At 42.7% G+C, this 21,644-nt stretch carries 21 protein-coding genes and 2 other annotated features; of the genes, 18 read left to right on the top strand and 3 right to left on the bottom strand.

What is annotated here, in order from left to right; translation table 11 throughout:
• Positions 1 to 198 precede the first annotated feature (198 nt).
• From I585_RS12435 to I585_RS12400, 8 genes are all read left to right on the top strand, one after another.
• A complete protein-coding gene (locus tag I585_RS12435) occupies positions 199 to 2,139 on the top strand; it encodes a glucosaminidase domain-containing protein (protein ID WP_010742139.1) in 1,941 nt (646 codons plus the stop codon).
• A gap of 242 nt (positions 2,140 to 2,381) precedes the next feature.
• A complete protein-coding gene (locus I585_RS12430) occupies positions 2,382 to 2,960 on the top strand; it encodes a TetR/AcrR family transcriptional regulator (protein ID WP_010742138.1) in 579 nt (192 codons plus the stop codon).
• Positions 2,961 to 3,102: 142 nt separating this feature from the next.
• Positions 3,103 to 4,443 carry an aldehyde dehydrogenase family protein gene (locus tag I585_RS12425; RefSeq protein ID WP_010742137.1) on the top strand — a complete coding sequence of 447 codons (1,341 nt, stop codon included), beginning with the start codon at positions 3,103 to 3,105 and terminating at the stop codon, positions 4,441 to 4,443.
• Positions 4,444 to 4,452: 9 nt separating this feature from the next.
• Positions 4,453 to 5,343: a phosphate acyltransferase gene (locus I585_RS12420; protein ID WP_010742136.1), complete on the top strand. Its 891-nt coding sequence runs from the start codon at positions 4,453 to 4,455 to the stop codon at positions 5,341 to 5,343.
• A 6-nt stretch (positions 5,344 to 5,349) separates the two neighbouring features.
• Positions 5,350 to 6,423, top strand: a complete 1,074-nt coding sequence (gene buk / locus I585_RS12415) for a butyrate kinase (protein ID WP_010742135.1) — start codon at positions 5,350 to 5,352, stop codon at positions 6,421 to 6,423.
• Positions 6,424 to 6,509: 86 nt separating this feature from the next.
• Complete coding sequence (locus tag I585_RS12410; protein WP_010742134.1) at positions 6,510 to 7,628, top strand: NAD(P)-dependent alcohol dehydrogenase; 1,119 nt, start codon at positions 6,510 to 6,512, stop codon at positions 7,626 to 7,628.
• Between the two features lie 14 nt (positions 7,629 to 7,642).
• Complete coding sequence (locus tag I585_RS12405) at positions 7,643 to 8,317, top strand: Mpv17/PMP22 family protein (protein WP_010742133.1); 675 nt, start codon at positions 7,643 to 7,645, stop codon at positions 8,315 to 8,317.
• A gap of 183 nt (positions 8,318 to 8,500) precedes the next feature.
• Complete coding sequence (locus I585_RS12400; RefSeq protein ID WP_010742132.1) at positions 8,501 to 9,337, top strand: GNAT family N-acetyltransferase; 837 nt, start codon at positions 8,501 to 8,503, stop codon at positions 9,335 to 9,337.
• 53 nt (positions 9,338 to 9,390) lie between these two features.
• On the opposite strand, the gene I585_RS12395 is transcribed toward I585_RS12400, so the two are convergent.
• Positions 9,391 to 9,825, bottom strand: coding sequence for an OsmC family protein (locus I585_RS12395; RefSeq protein ID WP_010742131.1), 435 nt, complete (start codon positions 9,823 to 9,825; stop codon positions 9,391 to 9,393).
• A 172-nt stretch (positions 9,826 to 9,997) separates the two neighbouring features.
• Here I585_RS12395 and I585_RS12390 point away from each other — a divergent pair, with 172 nt between their 5' ends.
• Complete coding sequence (locus I585_RS12390) at positions 9,998 to 10,855, top strand: formate/nitrite transporter family protein (RefSeq protein ID WP_010742130.1); 858 nt, start codon at positions 9,998 to 10,000, stop codon at positions 10,853 to 10,855.
• A 76-nt stretch (positions 10,856 to 10,931) separates the two neighbouring features.
• On the opposite strand, the gene I585_RS12385 is transcribed toward I585_RS12390, so the two are convergent.
• Positions 10,932 to 11,750 carry an SDR family NAD(P)-dependent oxidoreductase gene (locus tag I585_RS12385; protein ID WP_010742129.1) on the bottom strand — a complete coding sequence of 273 codons (819 nt, stop codon included), beginning with the start codon at positions 11,748 to 11,750 and terminating at the stop codon, positions 10,932 to 10,934.
• A gap of 135 nt (positions 11,751 to 11,885) precedes the next feature.
• Here I585_RS12385 and I585_RS12380 point away from each other — a divergent pair, with 135 nt between their 5' ends.
• Positions 11,886 to 12,401, top strand: a complete 516-nt coding sequence (locus I585_RS12380; protein ID WP_010742128.1) for a TetR/AcrR family transcriptional regulator — start codon at positions 11,886 to 11,888, stop codon at positions 12,399 to 12,401.
• A 110-nt stretch (positions 12,402 to 12,511) separates the two neighbouring features.
• Positions 12,512 to 13,225 (top strand): nitroreductase family protein, encoded by a 714-nt coding sequence (locus I585_RS12375; protein ID WP_010742127.1) that lies wholly within the window; start codon positions 12,512 to 12,514, stop codon positions 13,223 to 13,225.
• 30 nt (positions 13,226 to 13,255) lie between these two features.
• On the opposite strand, the gene I585_RS12370 is transcribed toward I585_RS12375, so the two are convergent.
• Positions 13,256 to 14,215 carry a YncE family protein gene (locus tag I585_RS12370; RefSeq protein WP_010742126.1) on the bottom strand — a complete coding sequence of 320 codons (960 nt, stop codon included), beginning with the start codon at positions 14,213 to 14,215 and terminating at the stop codon, positions 13,256 to 13,258.
• A gap of 130 nt (positions 14,216 to 14,345) precedes the next feature.
• Positions 14,346 to 14,576 (top strand) — a binding site (T-box leader).
• A 243-nt stretch (positions 14,577 to 14,819) separates the two neighbouring features.
• Positions 14,820 to 15,046: a binding site (T-box leader), on the top strand.
• 265 nt (positions 15,047 to 15,311) lie between these two features.
• Between I585_RS12370 and trpE the strand changes: the two genes are divergently transcribed.
• The 7 genes from trpE (at position 15,312) to trpA (ending at position 21,602) form a co-directional block, all read left to right on the top strand.
• A complete protein-coding gene (trpE, locus tag I585_RS12365; protein ID WP_010742125.1) occupies positions 15,312 to 16,661 on the top strand; it encodes an anthranilate synthase component I in 1,350 nt (449 codons plus the stop codon).
• Positions 16,658 to 17,188 (top strand): anthranilate synthase component II, encoded by a 531-nt coding sequence (locus I585_RS12360; protein ID WP_010742124.1) that lies wholly within the window; start codon positions 16,658 to 16,660, stop codon positions 17,186 to 17,188. The genes trpE and I585_RS12360 overlap by 4 nt, the downstream gene beginning before the upstream one ends.
• A 1-nt stretch (position 17,189) precedes the next feature.
• The gene (gene trpD, locus I585_RS12355) at positions 17,190 to 18,203 is read left to right on the top strand and encodes an anthranilate phosphoribosyltransferase (RefSeq protein WP_010742123.1); all 1,014 of its coding nucleotides are present in this window, start codon (positions 17,190 to 17,192) and stop codon (positions 18,201 to 18,203) included.
• Entirely contained in the window at positions 18,204 to 18,962 is a 759-nt protein-coding gene (gene trpC / locus I585_RS12350) for an indole-3-glycerol phosphate synthase TrpC (RefSeq protein ID WP_010742122.1), read from the top strand.
• A complete protein-coding gene (locus I585_RS12345) occupies positions 18,959 to 19,561 on the top strand; it encodes a phosphoribosylanthranilate isomerase (protein ID WP_010742121.1) in 603 nt (200 codons plus the stop codon). Before trpC ends, I585_RS12345 begins: the two co-directional genes overlap by 4 nt.
• 95 nt (positions 19,562 to 19,656) lie before the next feature.
• Positions 19,657 to 20,850, top strand: coding sequence for a tryptophan synthase subunit beta (gene trpB / locus I585_RS12340; protein WP_010742120.1), 1,194 nt, complete (start codon positions 19,657 to 19,659; stop codon positions 20,848 to 20,850).
• Complete coding sequence (gene trpA / locus I585_RS12335) at positions 20,847 to 21,602, top strand: tryptophan synthase subunit alpha (RefSeq protein WP_010742119.1); 756 nt, start codon at positions 20,847 to 20,849, stop codon at positions 21,600 to 21,602. The genes trpB and trpA overlap by 4 nt, the downstream gene beginning before the upstream one ends.
• Positions 21,603 to 21,644 lie beyond the last annotated feature (42 nt).

The raw sequence follows: 21,644 nt of genomic DNA, 5'->3' as shown, positions 1-21,644 counted from the left end.
TCGTTGATTTGACAGCAGTTTAAAACGAAAATGCTGAGCGAAAAAGCAATTAATTTTATCGATTTCTGATAATCTTGAAGATTTTATGAACTATGGTCGACTCTTTAGACATGCTTTCGAATTAATGATATTATAGTAAGTAATTAAGGAAAATAATTATATATAGAAATATATTTAAATCGGAAATGAGGTATAGATGTGAAGTACAATAAAATTGTAAGTTTATTAGCGTTGGGAACGTTATTTGGTCCAACTCTTTTATCTTCACAACAAGTTTTTGCTGAAGAAAGCAGTACTGTTGCTAGCAACTCTGCTACGACTTCATCAAGCCAACAAACGACTGAAAGTTCAAGTACGGGAGGTACGGAAAGTTCAGAAACACCAACTCCTGAACCAGTGAAACAATATAATCTATTAAAGGATGGAGCACCTATTGCAAATAATACCCCTGTTGATTTGGGTAATGGCAACTCAATTAGTTTTCAATACCTAGAAACGCAAGGGTTAATCGCTACTACAGTGGTTCATTACTATGTTTCATTAGCTAAGGGCTTCGAGTTAAAGGAAGTTAAACTTGTCAATAATGCAACACAAGTCCCAATTTCAGCAAATGCTAACATTAATGGACAGTTTTCAATGCCGGATGCCGACGTTTCGGTTCAAGTTGAAGTGGCTCCAGTGAAAACGGAAGAGAAACCAACACCATCGACACCTAAACCTGAAGAAAAACCTAATGGAAATACTGGAACGAACAATTCTGGAAATCAAAACACGGGAAATACGAATACGAACCAACCCGCGAATAATTCAAACAATGCAGCGGCGCAACAGCCGGTCGACAATAATTCGGCGGCTCGTCAACCAGAAGCGGATGCATCATCAGCACCAGCCGATGTTCGTGTGCCTTCAAATCAAAATGCGCCTACCTTCAGTAATGAAGTTCAAACCGCGATCGTTCAGGAAGCTTATCGTCATCTTGGTAAACCATATGTATGGGGTGCTAAGGGACCAAACGCTTTTGACTGTTCTGGATTAGCATACGTGGTTTATGCGAATGCGACAGGCCATAATATCGGTGGTTGGACCGGAGACCAGCAATATGCAGGTACTCAAATTCCAGTCAGCGAAGCACAGCCTGGCGACTTATTATTCTGGGGAGCACCAACGAGTGTAACTACGCACGTCGCAATTTATATCGGCAACGGACAATATATTCATGCGCCGCAACCAGGTGATGTCGTGAAAATCGGCAGCATCAGTGATTTCGCGCCAACCTTTGCTGTTCGCGTGAATATTGCCGGCTTACCAAAAGCAACCGGTTCTTTATCGAATGCCTTTGGTGAATATAGTACGGATCAGCCATTTATTTTCAACAAAAATCAAACGACCGATCAATTTATCAAAAAAATCGGGGAAACTTCTCGTGAGATCGGACAAAAGAACGGCATTTATTCTTCAGTAATGATTGCCCAAGCCATTTTAGAAAGTGGTTCAGGAAATAGCTCGTTGGCCAGCGAACCAAATTACAATCTATTTGGAATCAAAGGTAAGTTCAAAGATCAAGGTGTGTCTTTCCAAACGTTAGAACAAGATAAAGAAGGCTCTAGCTATCAAATAACTTCTGAATTTAGAAAATATCCTTCATATAAAGAATCGTTGGAAGATTATGCGAAGCTGCTTAAAAAAGGAATTTCAGGCAACGCTGATTTCTACAAAGATACTTGGAAGGATCAAACGGAATCTTATAAAGATGCAACCGATCATTTACAGGGACGTTATGCCACTGATAAGCAATATGCTGAAAAATTGAATGCAATTATCAAAGCCTATGACTTAACAGAGTTTGACCACGCGAAAGAAAAAACGACTGGACCAGAAATCAAAGCAACAAAAACAACGTTTGATGCGAACGATCGAATCCAATCGAAGTTGATTGCAAGTCTTATCCACAGCCCGCGTATCCCGCAAGTTATGTCAACGAAGCAATTCGTCAATCTTTTCCGCGGAGAAAGCTTGATTGCATTAGCGGCAACAGCTTTGAATCCGAAAAAAGCTTCAACGGAAGCCTTGCCGACTGCTGCCTCAATCTATGTTACCTTGAGCAACGGATTATTGGCAGTCATTCCACCAATGAAATAAGACTATCTATCAATCAAATGCTGTCGAGTGATTTACTCGGCAGCATTTTTTTCTTTTAAAAAGGGACAAATTGTGTGAAAATGTAATCGTATTCTTTTTTATCTAGTTGCTTTATGCAAGAGTGAAGTAAGAACTAATTTCACAAGTTAATAGATTTCGTGAAATTTATGAGGAAACTAAAAAATTTCAAAAATAAGTCAGAATCTATCTGATCTTGTTTTTTTATACTGGGAGAGATGACAATGAAACGGAAGCAAGACAGCTTATTAACGAAGCAGCGATTATTGGAAACCGCCTTTCAAAATTTCTATGAAGTAGGGTTTGAAAATACTTCTTTAGACAAAATATCAAAAGATGCAAATGTCAGCCGCGGAGCTGCTTACTGGCACTTCAAAAATAAATCGGAAATTTTTGGGGAAGTTGTTCGTATGACGATCGAAAAAATCAAAGACGAAAAAAGAGAAATCATGCTTTCCGAAAGTTTGGAATTCAAAGAAAAAGTCGTACAAATACTGATTGTACCGTCACATAATCAAATAGGATTCAAATTCATGCAGCAGTCGTTGAAAACGTTAGAGGTTTATCCAGAATTTTCCGAGCTGTTGGAGAATTTTCGCGAAACCCGGGCTCGACTATATAATTTCTTTCTAACGGGACTGAGAAATGAAGGGTTAACTGAGAATGATGCGGCGGCTATTTCAAGTATGCTATACAATTATTTTGAAGGAATGTATGGATCTGGTACACCAGAAGAGGTGACAAAAAATTACACACCGGAGGCTATCAAACGCAGTATTACGATTATTTTTAAGAACGCTTAAAAAAAAGAAGAACTTGTTTGCAGCAACATTTTGCGAACAAGTTCTTTTTTTCACTAAATTGGCAGCGCTTACATAACTTGAGTATATTGAGGTTGTTAGAAACATACACTCGTGTATGTAAAAATGAAAGGAGCTTGAGAAAATGACAATTGAGGAAATGGTACAGCAGGCACGTGTCGCAATGGAGAAAATCAGCGGGTATGATCAGGCGCAAGTAGATGAGATGCTTTATGTAATTTCAAAGGCAGTTTTTGATCAAGCAGAACCATTGGCTGTGTTGGCGATTGAAGAGACAAGATTGGGACGGTTGGATCATAAGATCGGTAAAAACCAAGGAATGGCGACCAATATTTTTGCTAGTTTGAAAAATAAACCATCTGTAGGTGTAATCAAAGAGATTCCTGAGGAAGGCTTGATTGAAATTGCGCATCCGCGCGGAGTGATCGGTTCAGTAACTCCGACGACTAATCCGACCATTACCCCATTAGGCAACGGCTTGATGGCACTAAAAGGCAAGAATGCCATGATCGTATCCCCTCATCCGCGTTCAAAAAAGACCACGAAGGAAACGATTGAACTGATGCGTGAAGCACTTGTCAGTGTTGGAGCACCAAGAGATTTGCTGCAGGTGATTGAAGAGCCGAGTATCGAATTGTCACAAGAGCTAATGAAATCTGTCGACTTGATCGTTGCTACCGGTGGTCCAGGCTTGGTGAAATCGGCTTATTCCAGCGGTCATCCGGCTTATGGCGTAGGACCAGGAAATGTTCAGGCGATTTTGGATCGTGATTTTGATGTGGAGGCGGCGGCAGAGTTATCCGTTATCGGACGTTCATTTGATAATGGAATTGTTTGTGCTTGCCAACAAAGTTTGATCTATCCAGTGGAGAAAGAAACCGAAGTACTTGAAGCTTTACGAGGCAAACAAGCAGCAGTCATTACTGATCAAGCTGAATTGGCTAAGTTGCGCGACACACTTTTTATTGATGGAAAAGCAAATCCAGCGATGATCGGACAAGATCCTAAAGTGATTGCGGATGAAGCAGGCGTAGAGATCCCTGCGGATAGTCAAATCATTGCGGTAAAAGTAGATGCAGTCGGCAAGGCTGAATTATTCTGCAAAGAAAAAATGGCACCTGTTTTAGCACTGAAAAGCTACGACTCTTTTGAAGAGGCAGTCGCTTTTGCTAGAGAAAACTTACTATTAGAAGGTTCAGGACACTCAGCTGGTCTGTTTAGTCATACTAAAGAGCATCAAGTATACGCCGGAGAAGTATTACCGGTCAGTCGATTAGTGATCAATCAACCAACGATCGATGCGGGAGGTTCACCGGCAAACGGATTGAACCCGACTGTTTCTCTTGGCTGCGGTTCTTGGGGAAACAATATCATTTCCGAGAATTTGACCTATACACACTTGATCAATATCTCGCGAATTGCGATGCCGATTCCACCAAAACATGACGGCAATCCATGGGATTAGGTGAAAATGATGCAAAAATTTGATGAATTGCTGACAAATTTTTCCAGTGATGAAAAGATCCGAATCGGAGTCGTTTGCGCCAATGATGAAGTTACCATTCAAGCGGTCTTTAATGAAAAGGTCAGAGACTTTTTGGAGCCGATTTTGATTGGCGACAAGGAAAAAATAACGGGAATACTAGCAAAATTCGATTTTTCTGCTCGAATTGTTGCCGCAGATACAGAAGAAGCGTGCGCTTCAATCGGTGTAGAGATGGTTCAGAAAAAGGAGATCGACTTTTTGATGAAGGGGCATATTCAAACTCGGACCTTCTTAAAAGCAGTGGTTGACCGTGAAAATGGAATCGCCAAAAGTGGGCTGTTGAGCCATGTGGCGTTAAATGAGATACCTGCTTACCACAAATTATTACTGACAACCGATGGCGGTATGGTGACCGCCCCAAGTAAGGCGGATAAGAAAATTCTGATTCAGCACGGTATCGAAGTAATGAATAAAATCGGAATCGCAAAGCCAAAGGTCGGGTTGTTAGCGGCGGCGGAAAAAGTCAATCCAAAAATTTCTTCTAGTGTAGAGGCAGAAGAAATTATGCAGGAAATCCAAGCTGAAGCACCAGATAGCTGCTGGATCGATGGTCCGATCTCATTGGATCTTTCATTAAGCAAAGAAGTCGCGGCAATCAAGCATTATGATAGTCCAGTTGCCGGAGACACTGATATCGTCGTAGGGCCAGACATCACGACAATGAATGTTTTAGGAAAAAGTTTAACAATTTTGGCCGGTGCGAAGATGGCCGGATTGATCATGGGGGCCAGCGTACCGATCGTTATGGTGTCTCGCGGGTCAACTGAAGAAGAAAAAGCATACTCGATTCTAGTCGCTATGTATTGCAGCAAGAGGTGATCGCAGATGAAAATTTTAGCAATTAATCCCGGATCGACTTCGACCAAGGTTTCCTATTATGTGGATGGAGAAATCGTCAAAGAACAGGGGATTTCTCACTCAACAGAAGAGATTCGGAAATTTCAGAATGTTGTTGATCAAATGGAGTTTCGCCGAGATATCCTATTGGCGTTTATGAAAGAGGAAGGAATCGACCCTAAGGAACTAGACGCCGTTGCGGGACGGGGTGGAAGCTTGCCGCCGGTTTCATCGGGAGCTTATGAAGTGAACGCTGAGATGATCGATTATTTAAAAAATGTGACTCAGATCGAACATCCTTCGAATTTGGGCGCTATTTTGGCTAATGAAATTAAAGAACAAGGCAACGAAAAAACGATTGCTTTGATTTATGATCCCGTCTCGGTGGATGAATTTGAAGACGTGGCGCGGATTTCAGGCTTAAAAGGAATTGAGCGAAAGAGTATTGGTCATGCCTTAAACATGCGGGCGGTGGCAATGAAGGTTGCACGAGAAGAAGGTCTAGATTATCACAATTCAGTATTGATCGTTGCCCATTTAGGCGGCGGAAATACGATCAGTATTCATCAGAATGGTAAAATGATCGACCTGATCTCGGATGATGAAGGCCCATTTTCAACGGAGCGGACAGGCGGTTTGCCGTTGAAATACTTGATGCCGCTGTGTTACGAACGTTCTTTAAAAGAAATGCTGCGACTTTACAAACGGGAAGGCGGTTTGAAATCTTACGCGGGAACGAGCGATGCCAGAAAGATCGAAGAGCGGGTCTTGGCTGGCGATGAAGAGTTAAAAACAGTTTACGACGGCTATATTTATCAGATTGCTAAAGGCATCGGGAGCATTGCAACGGTAACGAACGGCGTTGTCGATCGAATTGCCTTGACTGGTGGCGTGGCTTATTCGCAAATGGTTGTTGAAGAATTACAAAAACGAGTCGGATTTATCGCGCCGATCATCGCCGTGCCGGGGGAACACGAGATGATCGCTCTATCAAAAGGGGCAGAGCGTGTGGTATTAGGGGAAGAAGAGTTGAAGCAATTTTGCCAGTCCGACTTTGCGTAGAACAGGTTCGTACGCTGAAAAAAAATAACTGAAATAAAACTAGATATAAAAAGGATAGTAATTAAACAGAGGAAGGGGCAACACGAATGAAAATCAAAGCGGCATTAGTAAAGGAAAAAGGGGCACCATATGAAATCTCCGAATTAGAGTTAGCGGAAGTCGGATCTAAGGATGTATTAGTAAAAATCGTGGCATCAGGCTTGTGCCGGTCAGATTACGGAGAAAGAAACGGCAACAGTATCAATTTTCCAAATGTTTTAGGACACGAGGGGGCAGGGATTGTTGAACAAGTTGGGAACGCCGTAACCTCAGTCGAAGCAGGAGATCATGTGATCTTGTCTTATGCTTATTGCGGGGAGTGCAAACATTGTGTCGAAGGGCACCCATCTTCTTGTGAAAAATGGTTCACCGTGAATAACCTTGGAAAAAATCCACGAGGAGAATTCATTTTGCATACTGAAGACGGAACCGAGGTCAACAACTTCTTTAATCAATCTTCTTTCTCAACGTATAGTTTGACGGAAGAATCAAATGTTGTAAAAGTGGATAAGGATGTTGATCTGCGCTTGTTGGGGCCATTAGGTTGCGGACTTGGTACAGGAAGCGGCGCGGTGTTGAGCGTATTGCAGCCGAAAGTGGGCGAAGGGATCGCAGTTTTTGGAACAGGCGCGGTCGGATTCTCAGCTGTCATGGCGGCTAAAATCGCTGGTTGTTATCCGATTGTTGCGATCGATATCAATGATCAACGCTTGGCAAAAGCTAAAGAACTAGGTGCGAGCCACATCTTTAACAGCAAAGAAAATGATCCAGAAAAATTTATCAAGGATTTGACCGACGGAAGGGGCTTGGATTATGTGATCGACTCAACAGGCGTTGGACCGGTCATGACCAAAGCTTTGCATTCCGTTAGTAATTCGGGAACCTTCGTGCCTTTGGCGGTAACTCAGAAGAGCTTTGAAGTGAATACCTTCTTTGACTTAGTTTTCGGCAATAAAAAGGTTCGCGGTGTATTGATCGGAGATACGATCGCTAAATACCATTTGCCTAACTTGATCGAATTCTACAAACGCGGCGAGTTTCCATTCGATCAATTTGTAAAATACTATGATTTTGAAAACATCAATCAGGCAGAAGCAGATTCTATCAGCGGCGAGGTTATCAAGGCAGTTGTAGTGATGGACAAAGATTACCAGCCGCCTAAGTGATAGGAGGAGATAAAATGAAAAAAGGGGACATTGTTTGGGCGCTCTTACTAGCTGGATTACTCATGTTGTTTGTAATCCCTGCTACCAGAGATTCCATCTTGGCGGCAAGCGGCGCCCATCCTTACATCGGCGGCTTCATTCAATTTGCGATCTTAGCAACTATGGGGGATCTGTTTGGCAAGCGAATCGCTTCGGGCGAGTATCAGTTTTCGGCACAAGTCTTGCTGCGGGCAGTCGTTTGGGGAATCATCGGCTGCATGGTGACATTGGTTTTTCCAGTCTTTATGGGCGGTGCAGGTCTGGCGCAAGCAGGAAAACTATTGCCATTTGCGGGCGTTTCTGTTGTCCAAGCTTTCTGCGGCAGCAGTATCATGAATTTAACTTTCGCTCCAGCGATGAATACCTTCCATCGGATCATGGAGCTGTGGATCGAAACCTCGGCAGCCAAAGAACCGGTGAGTTTAAAAGGATTGATCGGAAAAATTGATTGGGTAGCCTTTGTAACCTTCAATTGGCTGAAAGTTGGAATTTGTTTTTGGATTCCGGTTCATACGATCGTCTTTCTGCTGCCGGAAAATGTACGAGTGGTAGTGGCTGCCTTCAGTTCGATCGCTTTAGGGATCATTCTTTCCTTTGCTTCGAAAAAGGGCAGTACCCCGACGAAAATAACAGAGGAAGAAGCGGTTTAATAAAATAGGTTGAAAGGTTGTTCTAATCACTTAGGACAACCTTTTTAATGGTGAGAAGCTTCTCATTAAACGATGAGATAAAACGGTTACATGATATGCTGATAATAGACGATTAGAGTAAAAACAGTAAGAATTGTTGGGTATACGGCTCAGCTTTTTTTGTGCAAAGAAAGGAGTAGTGACATGTACGAAATCAAGGATTTATCTGGTGTAGAATTCTCTAAGGTCGCCGCCTGTATGAGAGATGCCTTTTCTGATTACTATGTAAAAATGGAATTGGGGGATGAGGCTCTTTACCATCGCTTCCACAGTGAAAATGTCCGCTATGATTTATCTTGTGGCGCCTTTGTTGAGGATGAATTGGTAGCCGTTTTATTGAATGCGGTGGGCGATTATAATGGAGAAAAGGTCGCTTTCGATGCGGCAACAGGTGTCGTGCCGGCACATCGCCGCAAAGGACTTTATTCAAAAATGATGGATTTTTGTATGGACTTATTAAAACAGCACAATTTTGCTTATTATGGGTTGGAAGTGATCCAGACCAATGAACCGGCAGTCGCGACGTATCGAAAAATGGGCTTAGAGGTCATTAAAGAATATGCGTGCTTTAGAGGAAATGCGAGAGAATCCGCAAAAGGAACTGAAGATTTCCAAGAATTGCCGATCAAAGAATTTCCGTTAGAAAAATTAGTACCATTGGTGCATGATGCGCCCTCATTTGAAAATCGCACAGAGATTCTTCAATTTTTCCCTGATGATTATCTGATTATGTTTACCGGAACCCCAGACCAATGCGAGGCGTTCATTATTTACCAAAAAGATAATGGGCACGTGAAGCAATGGGGAAGACGTGAAGGAAAATTGCCAGAATTAGGCCAGCTGATGGTCAATCTAAGCGGACGTTATCAGGATGTTCGACTGCATAATATTAATTTTACCGATCAGGAGTTGATCGCACATTTAGAAGAATTGGGCTTTGATCATTTTTGTGATCAGTACGAAATGAAAATGGATTGGTAAAACTGACGAACCCGTTAAAAGAAGAGAATTTCTTTTAGCGGGTTCTTTTTAAGCTATGGATTGATATGAAGCTCCATCTCTGGTGCATTGACAATCGTATCTTTGACCGGGCAGGTTTTTTCGATAAAGGCCACGAGGTCTTGAATTTCCTCATCCGTATTGTCGGCATCGATATAATAATTGGTGATGATTTTTGAGAAACCGACTTTGACATCTGGTTTGCCTTTCAGCCGATCAGAATCGATTTCACCTAAGATTTCTACCCGCATCGACTTTAATTTGATCTGCTTTGCTTGATAAAAGAACCGAACCACCATCATTTTACAGGCACCTAGTGAGCAAAGCAGTGCTTCTAACGGATTCATCGCTTCATTGGTTCCGCCAACATTTTCTGGTTCGTCGATCATAAACTCAAATCCGCGAGCGGAGCATTTCAGCTGCAATCCGCCTAAAGATTCAACCTCTGCTTTTAAAACTTGTTTGACCATTAAAATCCCTCCAGCTTCTTTTCTCTAATCATACGGTTTTTGCTCAAAAAATTAAATAACTTGTGCAATTTTTCTCAATATTTCATTTTTTTCCATATTTTCATTGAAAATAATATGGAAATCTTGTATGATACCCTTACATTATGGCTTCGGCCAAGAAGGAAGGAACCTTATGAAATCGGATTTATTTATGGAAATTGAAGAAACACCTGCGACTGAAAGCGAAAAGCATGTGAAAACTAACTCAACATTAATGTCACAGTTGGAATATTCAATTAGTAAAAAAATTGATTTGTTTAACTCGAGTTTGCCTCGTTATGCAGTACGTTCAATGTTTGCTTGTTTATTTTTAGCTTTAGGAACGGCTATTGCTTTTTATATCGCCATTCGCATGCAAGAAGCGATTCCTGGTTTGGAAAAAATGGCTTATGCCTTTATGTTTAGCTGGTCATTAGTAATGATCCTCTTCATGAATGCAGAATTAGGGACATCGAATATGTTATACACCACAATCGGTGTGTACAAGAAAAAAATGTCTGTATCGTTTGCTTTGAAATTATTGTTTACCTGTATCTTGTTTAACCTGATCGGCGGAGTGCTTTGCGGCTACTTGTTATCATTAACAGCGCCGTTTGGCCACTTAGAGGCTGATAATTATATGTTCACCGGAATCGCGTCTAAACTGACCAAATCTACGAGTCAGATTCTAGTCGAAGGCATGTTCGCAAATATCGTCGTGAATACGGCTGTGTTGGTAAGTCTGCGAATGAAGGATGATGCAGCGAAGGTTATGGCGATCATCTTTATCATTTTCATCTTCGCCTTCTTAGGCTATGAGCACGTGATTGCCAACTTCCCAGCTTTTTCTCTAGCGTACTTTGCTTCTCATGGAACGATCGCTGAAATGACTGCAGGAAATGTGGCTCACAATTTATTCTTTACTTTAATCGGAAACTTTATCGGTGGTGGCTTGGTCATGGGTCTTGGGTACTCGTGGTTGAATAATACCGATTCTAAATATGTTGACTAAAAAAAGTCACATCCATAAACAAAAAATCCGCGAAAATCTAAATTGATTTTCGCGGATTTTTTTATTTGAAAAGCACTTATTTTTTTAAAACACTTTTTACAAACTGATTCATGCCAAAACGTGTGATTCGTGGATGATTTCTTGTTACCCAAACCATCATCCGATCGCTAAGGGAATAGTAATAACGAAATTTTGGCCGAGCATCAGTTGCGGCTTGATAGAATACTTCGGCGAGGTCTTTAGAAGTAGCAGACAAGTTGATATTTCCTAACAGGTTTCCGATCCCGTCTACTAATTTTTCATAAGGGGAGTCGGGTTTTAAGTTGTCTTTGACATTTTTCATGGCGATCTCGCTCCAGGCCGATTGCGTTCCGCCGGGTTGTACAATGACAGATCGGATGCCGAATTGTTTCACTTCTGTATCCAGCACGTCTGACCATTGCTGCAGGGCTGCTTTTGAAGCATGATAATGCGCTCCAAGCGGTACATAGCCATTTCCGCCGGTTGAACTAATATTAACGATTCGACCAGATTTTTGTTTTCTCATCGTTGGCAAGACTAATTGCGCCAAATTGACTGCGGCAAAGTAGTTCACTTTAAATTGGTATAAGGCGTTGGCATAACTTATTTCCTCCGTTGGTCCAAATTCTCCATAGCCTGCGTTGTTAATGAGGACATCAATTCGACCAAATTTTTGCAGTGCAAATTGAACAAAAGCTTCATTGGAGGCAACCTCAGAAACATCCAGCTTGAATGCCAAGATATTATTATCAACAGGAATTTTCTCTACTCTTCGTGCCCCAGCAACGACAGAATAGCCCTTCTCAGCAAATAGTTTGGCTGCTTCAAAGCCCATTCCGTTAGATGCACCAGTGATTAAAGCTACTTTTTTCATATTATATTTCTCCCTCCAGAGGGTTACATTTGTAACTATCTTGGAGAGATTATATAATCTAAAAGAGCATAGGACAAGTGATCTGATGTCATAGGTTACACATCGATCAATTTGTAACGATCAAGGAGGCTGCTCATGGCAAAAACAAATTATTCGATTTCATTGCAAGAGGACAGCAAAAATTTTATCACTGAAGCCACATTGCAATTACTTGATTCCAAATCGTTTAACAAATTGACAGTTATGGAGGTTGTTAAGCGGGCAGGTGTTTCTCGGATGGCCTTTTACAGAAATTTTGAGTCGATCGAAGATGTATTAAAACAGTATTATTGTCCAAAATTTGAAGCATTTTTTGATAAAATAAAGAAGACCCACGGGGAAGAAGAGCTGGTGATTCTTACAGAATTTTTTTCAGTCATGAAAAGTGATTTGATAAAAGCAATCAACCATGATTATGACAGTATCTTTTTTGATATCCTCAGTCAGCAGACAGAGTTGTTTATCCAGCCGCAAAACAGATCAGAGTATTATCAGATGAAGTTTATTATTGCAGGAACATTTACCGTCTGGAAAGTATGGTTAACGGAAGAAGATGAGACCTCATTGGCGGAAATGTGGGCTTTACTGAGCAACCTGACAAAAAAATATTAGATGAGACAATTAAAGGCCATTTAAAAGTGATCCATCGCCTACTTTTTATTGCGATTCTTTGCAATGGCGCCTATAGTTAAAATAGTGAATGTGAATGAGGAGGTAGTTGTATGGAGCTGTATTCAAGTATTTTTACGCGCAAGTCGACTCGCAATTTTACTTCAACACCATTGCCGGACAGTAAACTCAAAGAAATCGAGGCCTTTATTGAGACGGTTAAGCCGTTGATACCCGCTGCGAAAATCACTTATAAATTGGTAGGGCCAGAAGGGGTCAAGGGAATGGGCGTTCCAAAGGCGCCGCATTATTTTCTGATTTATGGTGAAGAGCAGCAATTGAGAAATACCTGTGCGGGTTTCTTATTTCAGCATGCAGAGTTGTTTCTTTATTCTCAAGGCTATGCGACTCGTTGGGTCGGAATGATCAAGCCGAAAGAATCGGATGCTGATTTTATTATTGGGATGGCTTTTGGTGAACCCAAAGAACCCGCCATCCGATCGCTAGCTGATTTTGATCGCAAACCTATGAAGGAGATATCCGAAGGGAAAGATTCGCGTATTGAGGCGGCACGTTTGGCTCCCTCTGGTTTAAATGGACAGCCATGGTATTTTATCGCGAAAAATGGCGCGATCTTTGTTTATCGTCAGAAAAAGATCAATGGACTGCCGGGGATGATGTACAAGCTGACTGATTTGGATGTAGGAATCGCGCTCTGTCATTTGGCTGTGGCAACTGAGGAAAGCGGCAAAGAATTTGAATTTTTACTGAGTAAAGGAGCTCCGGCGGCCCCGGATGGTTTTGTCTACTTAGGTACAGTGAAATAGAAAAAGCCCACCAAAATTTTTTTTGGTGGGTTATTTTGTGAGCAGTTTTGTCAGGTCCAAGGTTACAGTTTCTTTCAGGACATAAGGAGTCTTCTTGCAATAGGCGGCCGCTCCACTTTCAAATAAAGCAAAAAGCTGATTGCCTTCCACATAAATCTGTTCTAAATAAGGCGGCGTGTCGATAATTTTCATCGTTTCAGCCAGATCAGAAAAATCAGCGGTATTTTGAATATCGAAAACAAAGATTTTTCCGGGTTGTTTGCCCCAAGACTGCGAGAGCAGCAGTAAATTATTGTAGATGGTCACGCCTTGAATTTTTTGCGGAATCGCCAAAGTATCATAAGGAGATTTGACTAGTGTATTCTCAACAGCGACCTCTAAATTTCCTTGATCATCGATTGGATAGCAGCAGAATTTTCCAGGCTCATTCAAAGTAAATAAAGCAACGTACAGATAACCTTGATCGTAAGTCAAAGCGGATGCCCGCGGCAATTCTTTTAGGGTGACTTTTTGCTGATAGGATATAGGGGCAGAATCATCTGTATAGTTTTCGAGCTCAGTAAGCTGAATCGCCGCCACAGCTGCCTGTTTTCCATCAGTGTTGCTGATCCAGATTTTCCGATGGATCGGATCATAGGCTAACCCGCCTGCGTGGGGCAGATCAGGCAAAATGACCGTTTTTATTTTGACACCGGTGATCCGATCCAACACGTAAATGACAGAATGATGTTGATGGTCATGACAATAGGCAGAGATGAGCAGATAGTTTTCCGTTAACGTCAGTCCTTGAGGTGTCATGTCCGAACAATTTTCTTTTTGATTTTTCAAATTGAGGGATGTTGCTTTCTTTAGGCCTGGAACGGGATAAGCCAATTCCACGGCGGCATCGAAGAATTCGGGAAACGCCTGTAAGACATTTTTGCGATTGAAAAAAGAACCCGTTAAAAAATGGCGCAACCAATTGATTAATTTAAAAAAAAGATTTTTCACCGATTTCGCCTCCAATACCCTTATTTTAACAAGTTCCGTGAATTACGAACAGTCAAAGGGTTGGGAGAAAATGATTTTTTTGGCTAAAAAATATTGACAAGTCGAAAAAATGCGAGTAGTATTCAAAAAAATAAGTGTCTGACAAAAGAGAAGTAACATAAATGAACCTTTTCAGAGAGCTGATGGTGCTGCGAATCAGTAGGGGGAATTATGCGAATGGACTTTTGGACGAAGTTTTGAAAGAGTAGTAGGAACTTCCGGGAACTCCCGTTATAGAGTAAGGTCGTTGTTGGACGACTGAACGAGAAATGCCTTGTTTGGCATACCATTGAGGTGGCACCGTGGATTATCCGCCCTCAAACCAAAGCTTATTTTGGTTTGAGGGCTTTTTTTGCGAGTTCCACTTGGTATTTTTAATACCTTAGTGGAATCGTATGCGTAGTGAAAACAAAGTTATTTTTCTTCTGAGAAAAATAATTACTACAAAATGAACTAGCTGTTCAGTTTTTCTTCACGCTTCAGCATGATTAGAAAAATCCAAACCTAACTTGTGAGGTAACTGCGAGTTCAGGTGCTCATTTAATTTATTAAAACAATATTTAAAACCAAATCATAAACAAGAGAAGTAGCTAGGATAGAAAAAATCACAGAAAGTTTCGGTTGATGAGAAGAAACATTTTTTCCTTAGTGAATGGACTTGTTGGAGCGTTCTTGAATCACAGTAGGGAACGACGGGAGCTCCCGTTACAGAGTGCGATCGTTGTTGGACGATTAGAGTTGCTGTTTTCGAACAGTAAAAAGAGGTGGTACCGTGCTATTTGCGCCCTCAAACCAGAGTTTCTTTGGTTTGGGGGCTTTTTTGTCAGTTTTTCTTCATGCTTCAGCATGATTAGAAAAATGATATGTGTACGAAAATAAAGGATTTTACGTTAGGAAAATCTAAACCTAACTTGTGAGGTAACTGCGAGTTCCACTTGGTACTTTAGTCCCTTAGTGGAATCGTACGAATAATGAAAACAAAATGAACGAGCTAGTCAGTTTTCTTAACGCTAAAGAATTTTCTGAATCATCAAATCTATTTCTAAGGAGTCTTATCATGAAAAAAATAAAAGCGATCACCAATAAAAATTTAAATCCACTAACTATCTATTACAGCTTGGAAGCTCGCGGAACGTGTTTGTTTGAGCGAAGGTCTGAGACACAGGATTATTCGATCATCGCTTTTGATCCGGTCAAGCTGCTGAGTTTTCAAAATGGGAACTTTTGCGATGGCGCGGAGAGTTATCCATGTGAAGACCCACTAAAGGAACTGGAAAAATATGTGCTGACAGATGAAGCGGAACTAGCAGACCTGCCGTTTCAGGGCGGAGCAATTGGTTATGTGGGTTATGATGTGGCGGCTTGTTACGAAAATATCGGCGAGATTCCTCAAGATGAGCTGAATCTTCCTGACCTGCAATTTTATCTATATGAATCCTATGTGCTCTATGACAAACGAAATCTAACGTGCAAATTGGTGGTTGGAAATAGTTACAGCAAGGATACGGAAGAACAGTTGGATAGACGTTTAGAGGAATTAGAGCAGAAGCTTCAACCGGAAATAGACCTGCCTGATATAGAAATGGAGCCGTTGCACTTTACGAGTAATTTTTCTCAAAAAGAATTTGAAACGATTGTGAAGCAGGCGAAGGAAAGAATTATTGCGGGGGATCTGTTTCAAGTGGTACCTTCCCAGCGTTTGTCGGCAGAGTTTTCAATCGATCCCTTTACTTATTTTAGACAGTTGAGAAAAAGCAATCCTTCGGCATATCTTTACTACTTGGATTTTCCAGAGGTTCAGGTGATTGGCAGTTCGCCGGAAAGTCTAGTCACCGTTGAAGGGGAACGAGTGACGACTAATCCGATCGCCGGGACTAGAAAGCGTGGAGAGAATTCACAGGAAGATGAAGCGTTGGCAAACGAGCTGCAAAATGATCCGAAGGAAATCGCGGAGCATCGGATGTTGGTGGATCTTGGTAGAAATGATCTAGGCAAGGTGGCTGTCCGCGGATCTGTGGCTGTACCGACATACTTGACCATTGAACGTTATCGTTTTGTGATGCATCTAGTTTCTGTAGTGACAGGGAAATTAAAGCCAAACTTAACGGCGATGGATGCGTTGAAGGCGACACTGCCAGCTGGAACGGTCAGCGGTGCGCCCAAGATTCGGGCGATGACCCGCATCTATCAATGGGAAACAGTCAAACGTTCGATCTATGCGGGAGCTGTCGGATTTCTCGACCAAAAAGATCAGGCTGATTTTGCGATTGCGATCCGCACGATGGTCATTAAGGATCAGCGAGCACATGTGCAAGCGGGGGCGGGAATCGTCTACGACTCGGAGCCAACGAGTGAATATTTTGAAACATTACAAAAAGCCAAAGCGCTGATGGAGGTAGGACAATGATTTTATTAGTCGATAATTATGATTCATTTACCTATAATCTGGTACAGCTTTTACCAGAGGATCTGCAAATTTTACGAAACGACGATCCAGAATTGTTCTCAACGGCGGAAAAGGCCTCGGCGATCGTACTTTCGCCGGGACCGGGACGACCAGAAGAAGCAGGAAAGATGGAAATGCTGATTCGTCGTTTTTATCGCCGGAAACCGATCTTAGGAATTTGCCTTGGTCATCAGGCGATTGGTGAAGTTTTCGGCGGAAAAATTGTCAGTGCCCCTACCATCATGCACGGCAAACAATCACGCCTGCAAGGTCAGACGGATCGCCAAGTGATGCGTTACCACTCGCTGGTAATTGATCCAAAAGAATTGCCGCAGGATTTGGAAGTAACTGATCAAGCAGAAGGCTGTATCATGGCAATTCGTCACAAACGCTATCCGGTATTTGGCCTGCAATTCCATCCAGAATCAATCGGAACAGAAGATGGCGCCAGCTACCTCACTCAATTTTTACAGAAAGCAGGGATTTAACATGCAGGAATTATTTGAAAAAGTTTATCGTGGAAAAGATTTGACCATCAATGAAATGCAGCAGCTGGGCAAAGCGATCTTTGAACAAGAATTGACGGATAGCCAAATCAGCGGCTTATTAGTTGGATTAAAAGTTAAAGGCGTCGCAGCAACAGAGTTGACAGGCTTGGCTCAAGTCATGCAGGGGAAAGGGACGCCGATGTTAGCAGCGCCGGCTGGCGTGATGGACAATTGCGGTACAGGCGGTGATCACTCGCATAGCTTTAATGTCAGTACGACCTCGGCGTTTGTTCTAGCAGGCGGCGGGATTCCCATGGCGAAGCATGGAAATCGCAGCATTTCCAGCAAATCCGGCAGTGCTGACGTGTTAGAAGCATTAGGGATTTCATTGACGGTCAGTCCTGGGAAAATTGATTATTTATTGAAGGAAGCTGGAATCGCGTTTCTTTTCGCACCAACATTGCATCCTGCCATGGGTGCGGTGATGCATATTCGCAAGGAGCTAGCGACACCGACGATTTTCAACTTATTGGGTCCAATCATTAACCCTTATCCTTTAGAACATCAATTGATGGGAACTTATGCGGGTGATTCCCTAGTCGAATCGGCGAAAACATTGGGGCAGTTGGGACGGAAACGAGCGATCGTGGTTCATGGACACGGTGGTATGGACGAAGCGAACCTGGCTGGTACAACTCATTGCGCGATTTATCAAAATGATGTGGTTGAAGAATTTTCTTTTGATCCAGAAGAAGTTGGCTTCAAAAAGGTTCCATTAGTCGGAATCGTTGGTGGATCGGCTGAGAAAAATAAAGAGATTCTACTTTCTGTCTTAAAAGGCGTGCCCTCTGCTTACTATGAAACTGTTTTGCTAAATGCCGGATTAGGTTTTCTAGCCAGCGGTCGAGTGGAAACCTTGGCTGACGGGATTACTGAGGCAGAACAATCAATTCTTTCCGGAGCTGCCTACGATCGGCTGCAACAGTTGATAACTAAACAACAGGAGGTGGCCTAAATGGACTTTTTGACAAAAATCTTGCGAGAAAAGAAAAAAGAGGTTGAAAACCTAACAGCTGTACAGGAAGTTCGTACGAAGCAGCGTCCTTCCTTTTATCAAATGGTGAAAGACCACCCTGAAAGGATGCATGTGATCGGTGAAATCAAACGCGCCTCTCCCTCAAAAGGAACGATTAATGAAGACGTAGATATCTTGCAGCAGGCCGAAAGTTATGAGCAAGCCGGAGTCAGCGCGATCTCGGTATTGACCGATCCAGTGTTTTTTAAGGGCAGAATCACTGATCTGGCTGCGATTGCGCAGGTCGTTGAAGTTCCGCTTTTATGCAAAGATTTTATCATCGATGAACAGCAGTTGGACCGAGCGAAAAAAGCCGGAGCGAGTATCGTGTTGCTGATTGTCGCCGCATTATCCTCTTCGCGCTTGGCAAAACTTTATCAAGGAGCGCAAGATCGTGGACTGGAAGTACTTGTCGAGGTGCATGATGCAGAGGAGTTGAGCAAGGCTCAAGCGCTTGGTGCAAAAATCATCGGTATCAATAATCGGAATTTGAAAACATTTGACGTTTCGATCCAAACTAGTTTGGATTTGGCCCAGCCGGAAGGGGACACGCTCTATATCAGTGAATCCGGCTTTAGGACAGGCGGGGATGTTGAAAAAATTAAACAGGCTTATCAGGGGATTCTTGTCGGGGAGACGTTGATGAGAGCGGAGGACCCTGCAGAAAAAATCATCGAATTGCGGGTGAGTCGAGAATGACGCAAGTCAAAATATGCGGTCTGAAAAACCGACAAGCGATCGAAGCTGCGGTAATGGCGGGCGCGGATTATCTTGGTTTTGTTTTTGCTGAAAGTCCTCGACAGGTGCGACCAGAAAAGGTTCGCGATTTGACAAGAGATTTGCCGCAGGAAATTAAAAAAGTCGGCGTTTTCGTTTCACCGCAGAAAGAAGAGGTTGAAGAAATCGTCGCTATCGCTGACTTGGATATGATTCAAATTCACGGGAAATCAGATTTAACAGAGCTTTCTCGACCAATCATTCGAGCCTTCAGCATCAAAGATCAGGAGTCGATTTATTTCTTTCAGTATCCGCATTTTTTATTAGATGCACCGCCAGCAAAACTGATGGGCGGAAACGGACAGACCTTTGACTGGCAATTGGTTGATCAGCGGCATCTGCCTAAAAAGAAGCTTTGGTTAGCAGGTGGATTAACGGCTGAAAATGTCGGAGAAGCGATCCAGTTCTTTCAACCGCGGGTAGTAGATGTTTCCAGCGGGGTCGAAACTGACGGCGAAAAAGATTTAGCAAAAATCGCTGCCTTTTGCCAAGCGGTAAAAGCAGCGGATGCTCAGAAATAAAGGATATACGGAGTGAAGATCATTCCTTTTTTATCAGTGATTTTTAAATTTATAAATGAATGAATGTAAGAAAAGAAAATTTAAGGAGTGATTTCATGTATCAAGAACCGAATCAGGAAGGTTTCTACGGGGAATATGGCGGGAAGTTTGTTCCCGAAACATTAATGTATGCGATCCAAGAATTGGAAGCGACTTACGAGGAATCGAAGCAAGATCCAGAATTTCAAAAAGAGTTGATGTACTATCTGAAGCAATATGTAGGTCGGGAAAATCCACTTTATTTTGCGGAACGTTTGACCAATGACTTAGGCGGAGCCAAAATTTATTTGAAGCGCGAGGACTTGAACCACACTGGTGCACATAAAATTAATAATGCTTTAGGACAAGTATTGTTAGCCAAAAAGATGGGCAAACGCAAAGTTGTCGCTGAAACTGGCGCGGGTCAACATGGGGTGGCAACGGCCACCGCGGCTGCGCTATTCGGAATGGAATGTACAATCTTTATGGGTGAGGTCGATGTGAAGCGTCAGGCCCTGAATGTCTTTCGAATGGAGCTTTTAGGGGCAAAAGTGGAAAGTGTGACTTCCGGCAGTAAGACCTTGAAGGATGCCGTGAATGAGGCTTTACGCTACTGGGTCGCAACGGTGGAGGACACCCATTATGTGATGGGGTCGGTTTTAGGGCCGCATCCATTTCCTGAGATCGTTCGAGACTATCAAAGCGTGATCGGTATCGAGACACGTAAACAAATTCTGGAAGCAGAAGGACGATTGCCTGATTTGGTAATGGCTTGTGTCGGCGGCGGAAGCAATGCGATGGGGATGTTTTATCCGTTTATCGAAGACGAAGACGTTCGATTAATGGGAGTGGAAGCGTCAGGTCATGGATTAGATACCGATGAACATGCGGCCTCAATCAATAAGGGGAGTGTAGGTGTCCTGCATGGTGCAAAAATGCACTTGCTGCAAGATGATGATGGTCAAGTATTAGAGGCTTTCTCGATCTCTGCCGGGTTAGATTATCCTGGGATCGGTCCAGAACATTCATTTCTACATGATATTGGTCGGGCAGAATATGCGGCGATCGATGACGATGAGGCGGTTGAAGCATTTCATTATCTTTCTCAATTAGAAGGGATTATTCCAGCGTTGGAAAGCTCTCACGCATTAGCGCAAGTTATGAAGGTGGCGCCGACGATGGACAAGGATCAAATCATCGTCATGAATCTTTCCGGTCGCGGGGACAAAGATGTTCAGCAAATCAAAGAACGAATGGAGGCAGCAAAATGAAACCATTGACGCAAAACTTAAAAAACAAAGCGGAAACAGAAAAATTATTCGTGCCTTATATTATGGCGGGCGCACAGGGCTTAGATAAATTAGCAGAAGAAATCGTGATGCTGGCCGAACAGGGGGCTGCTGCGATTGAGCTGGGTGTCCCTTTTTCCGATCCAGTCGCAGATGGGCCAACGATACAAGCAGCAGGATTGCGAGCGTTTGCCCAACAAGTCACCTTGAAAAAATTGATCGCAACATTGCATGAAATCCATTCAGAGGTGCCGTTGATTTTGATGGGCTACAGTAATTCTTTCTTCCATTATGGGATCAAGGAGCTGGTGCATGATTTGCAGGGGACGGCCGTTCAAGGTTTGATTATTCCGGATTTGCCTTATGAGCATCGCAATTTGGTGACACCAGATTTAGGTGAGATGGCCTTGTTGACCTTAGTCTCCTTAACGAGTCCCACGGAACGGATCGAGGAGTTGACTGCAGAGGCAGAAGGTTTCATTTACGCAGTAACAGTCAATGGAATAACCGGAACGGATCAAAATTTCCGTCAGGATCTGATGGAGCATTTAGCGAAGGTTAAGTCAGCCAGCAAAATTCCGGTATTGGCGGGCTTTGGCATCTCAACGAGCGAGCAGGTCAAAAACTTCCAACAGGTCTGTGATGGCGTGGTGATCGGTTCGAAAATTGTCCGTTCACTAGAAGAACAGGGAACAGCAGAAACTGGAAAATTAGTAGCCGAAATCTTCCAATAGGGTTTCATTTGGTGTTTAATTTTTTTAGCGTTATACTTGAGA

This window comes from Enterococcus malodoratus ATCC 43197, assembly GCF_000407185.1.
Taxonomy (GTDB): domain Bacteria; phylum Bacillota; class Bacilli; order Lactobacillales; family Enterococcaceae; genus Enterococcus_A; species Enterococcus_A malodoratus.
This window is presented reverse-complemented; position numbering and strand designations above follow the sequence as displayed.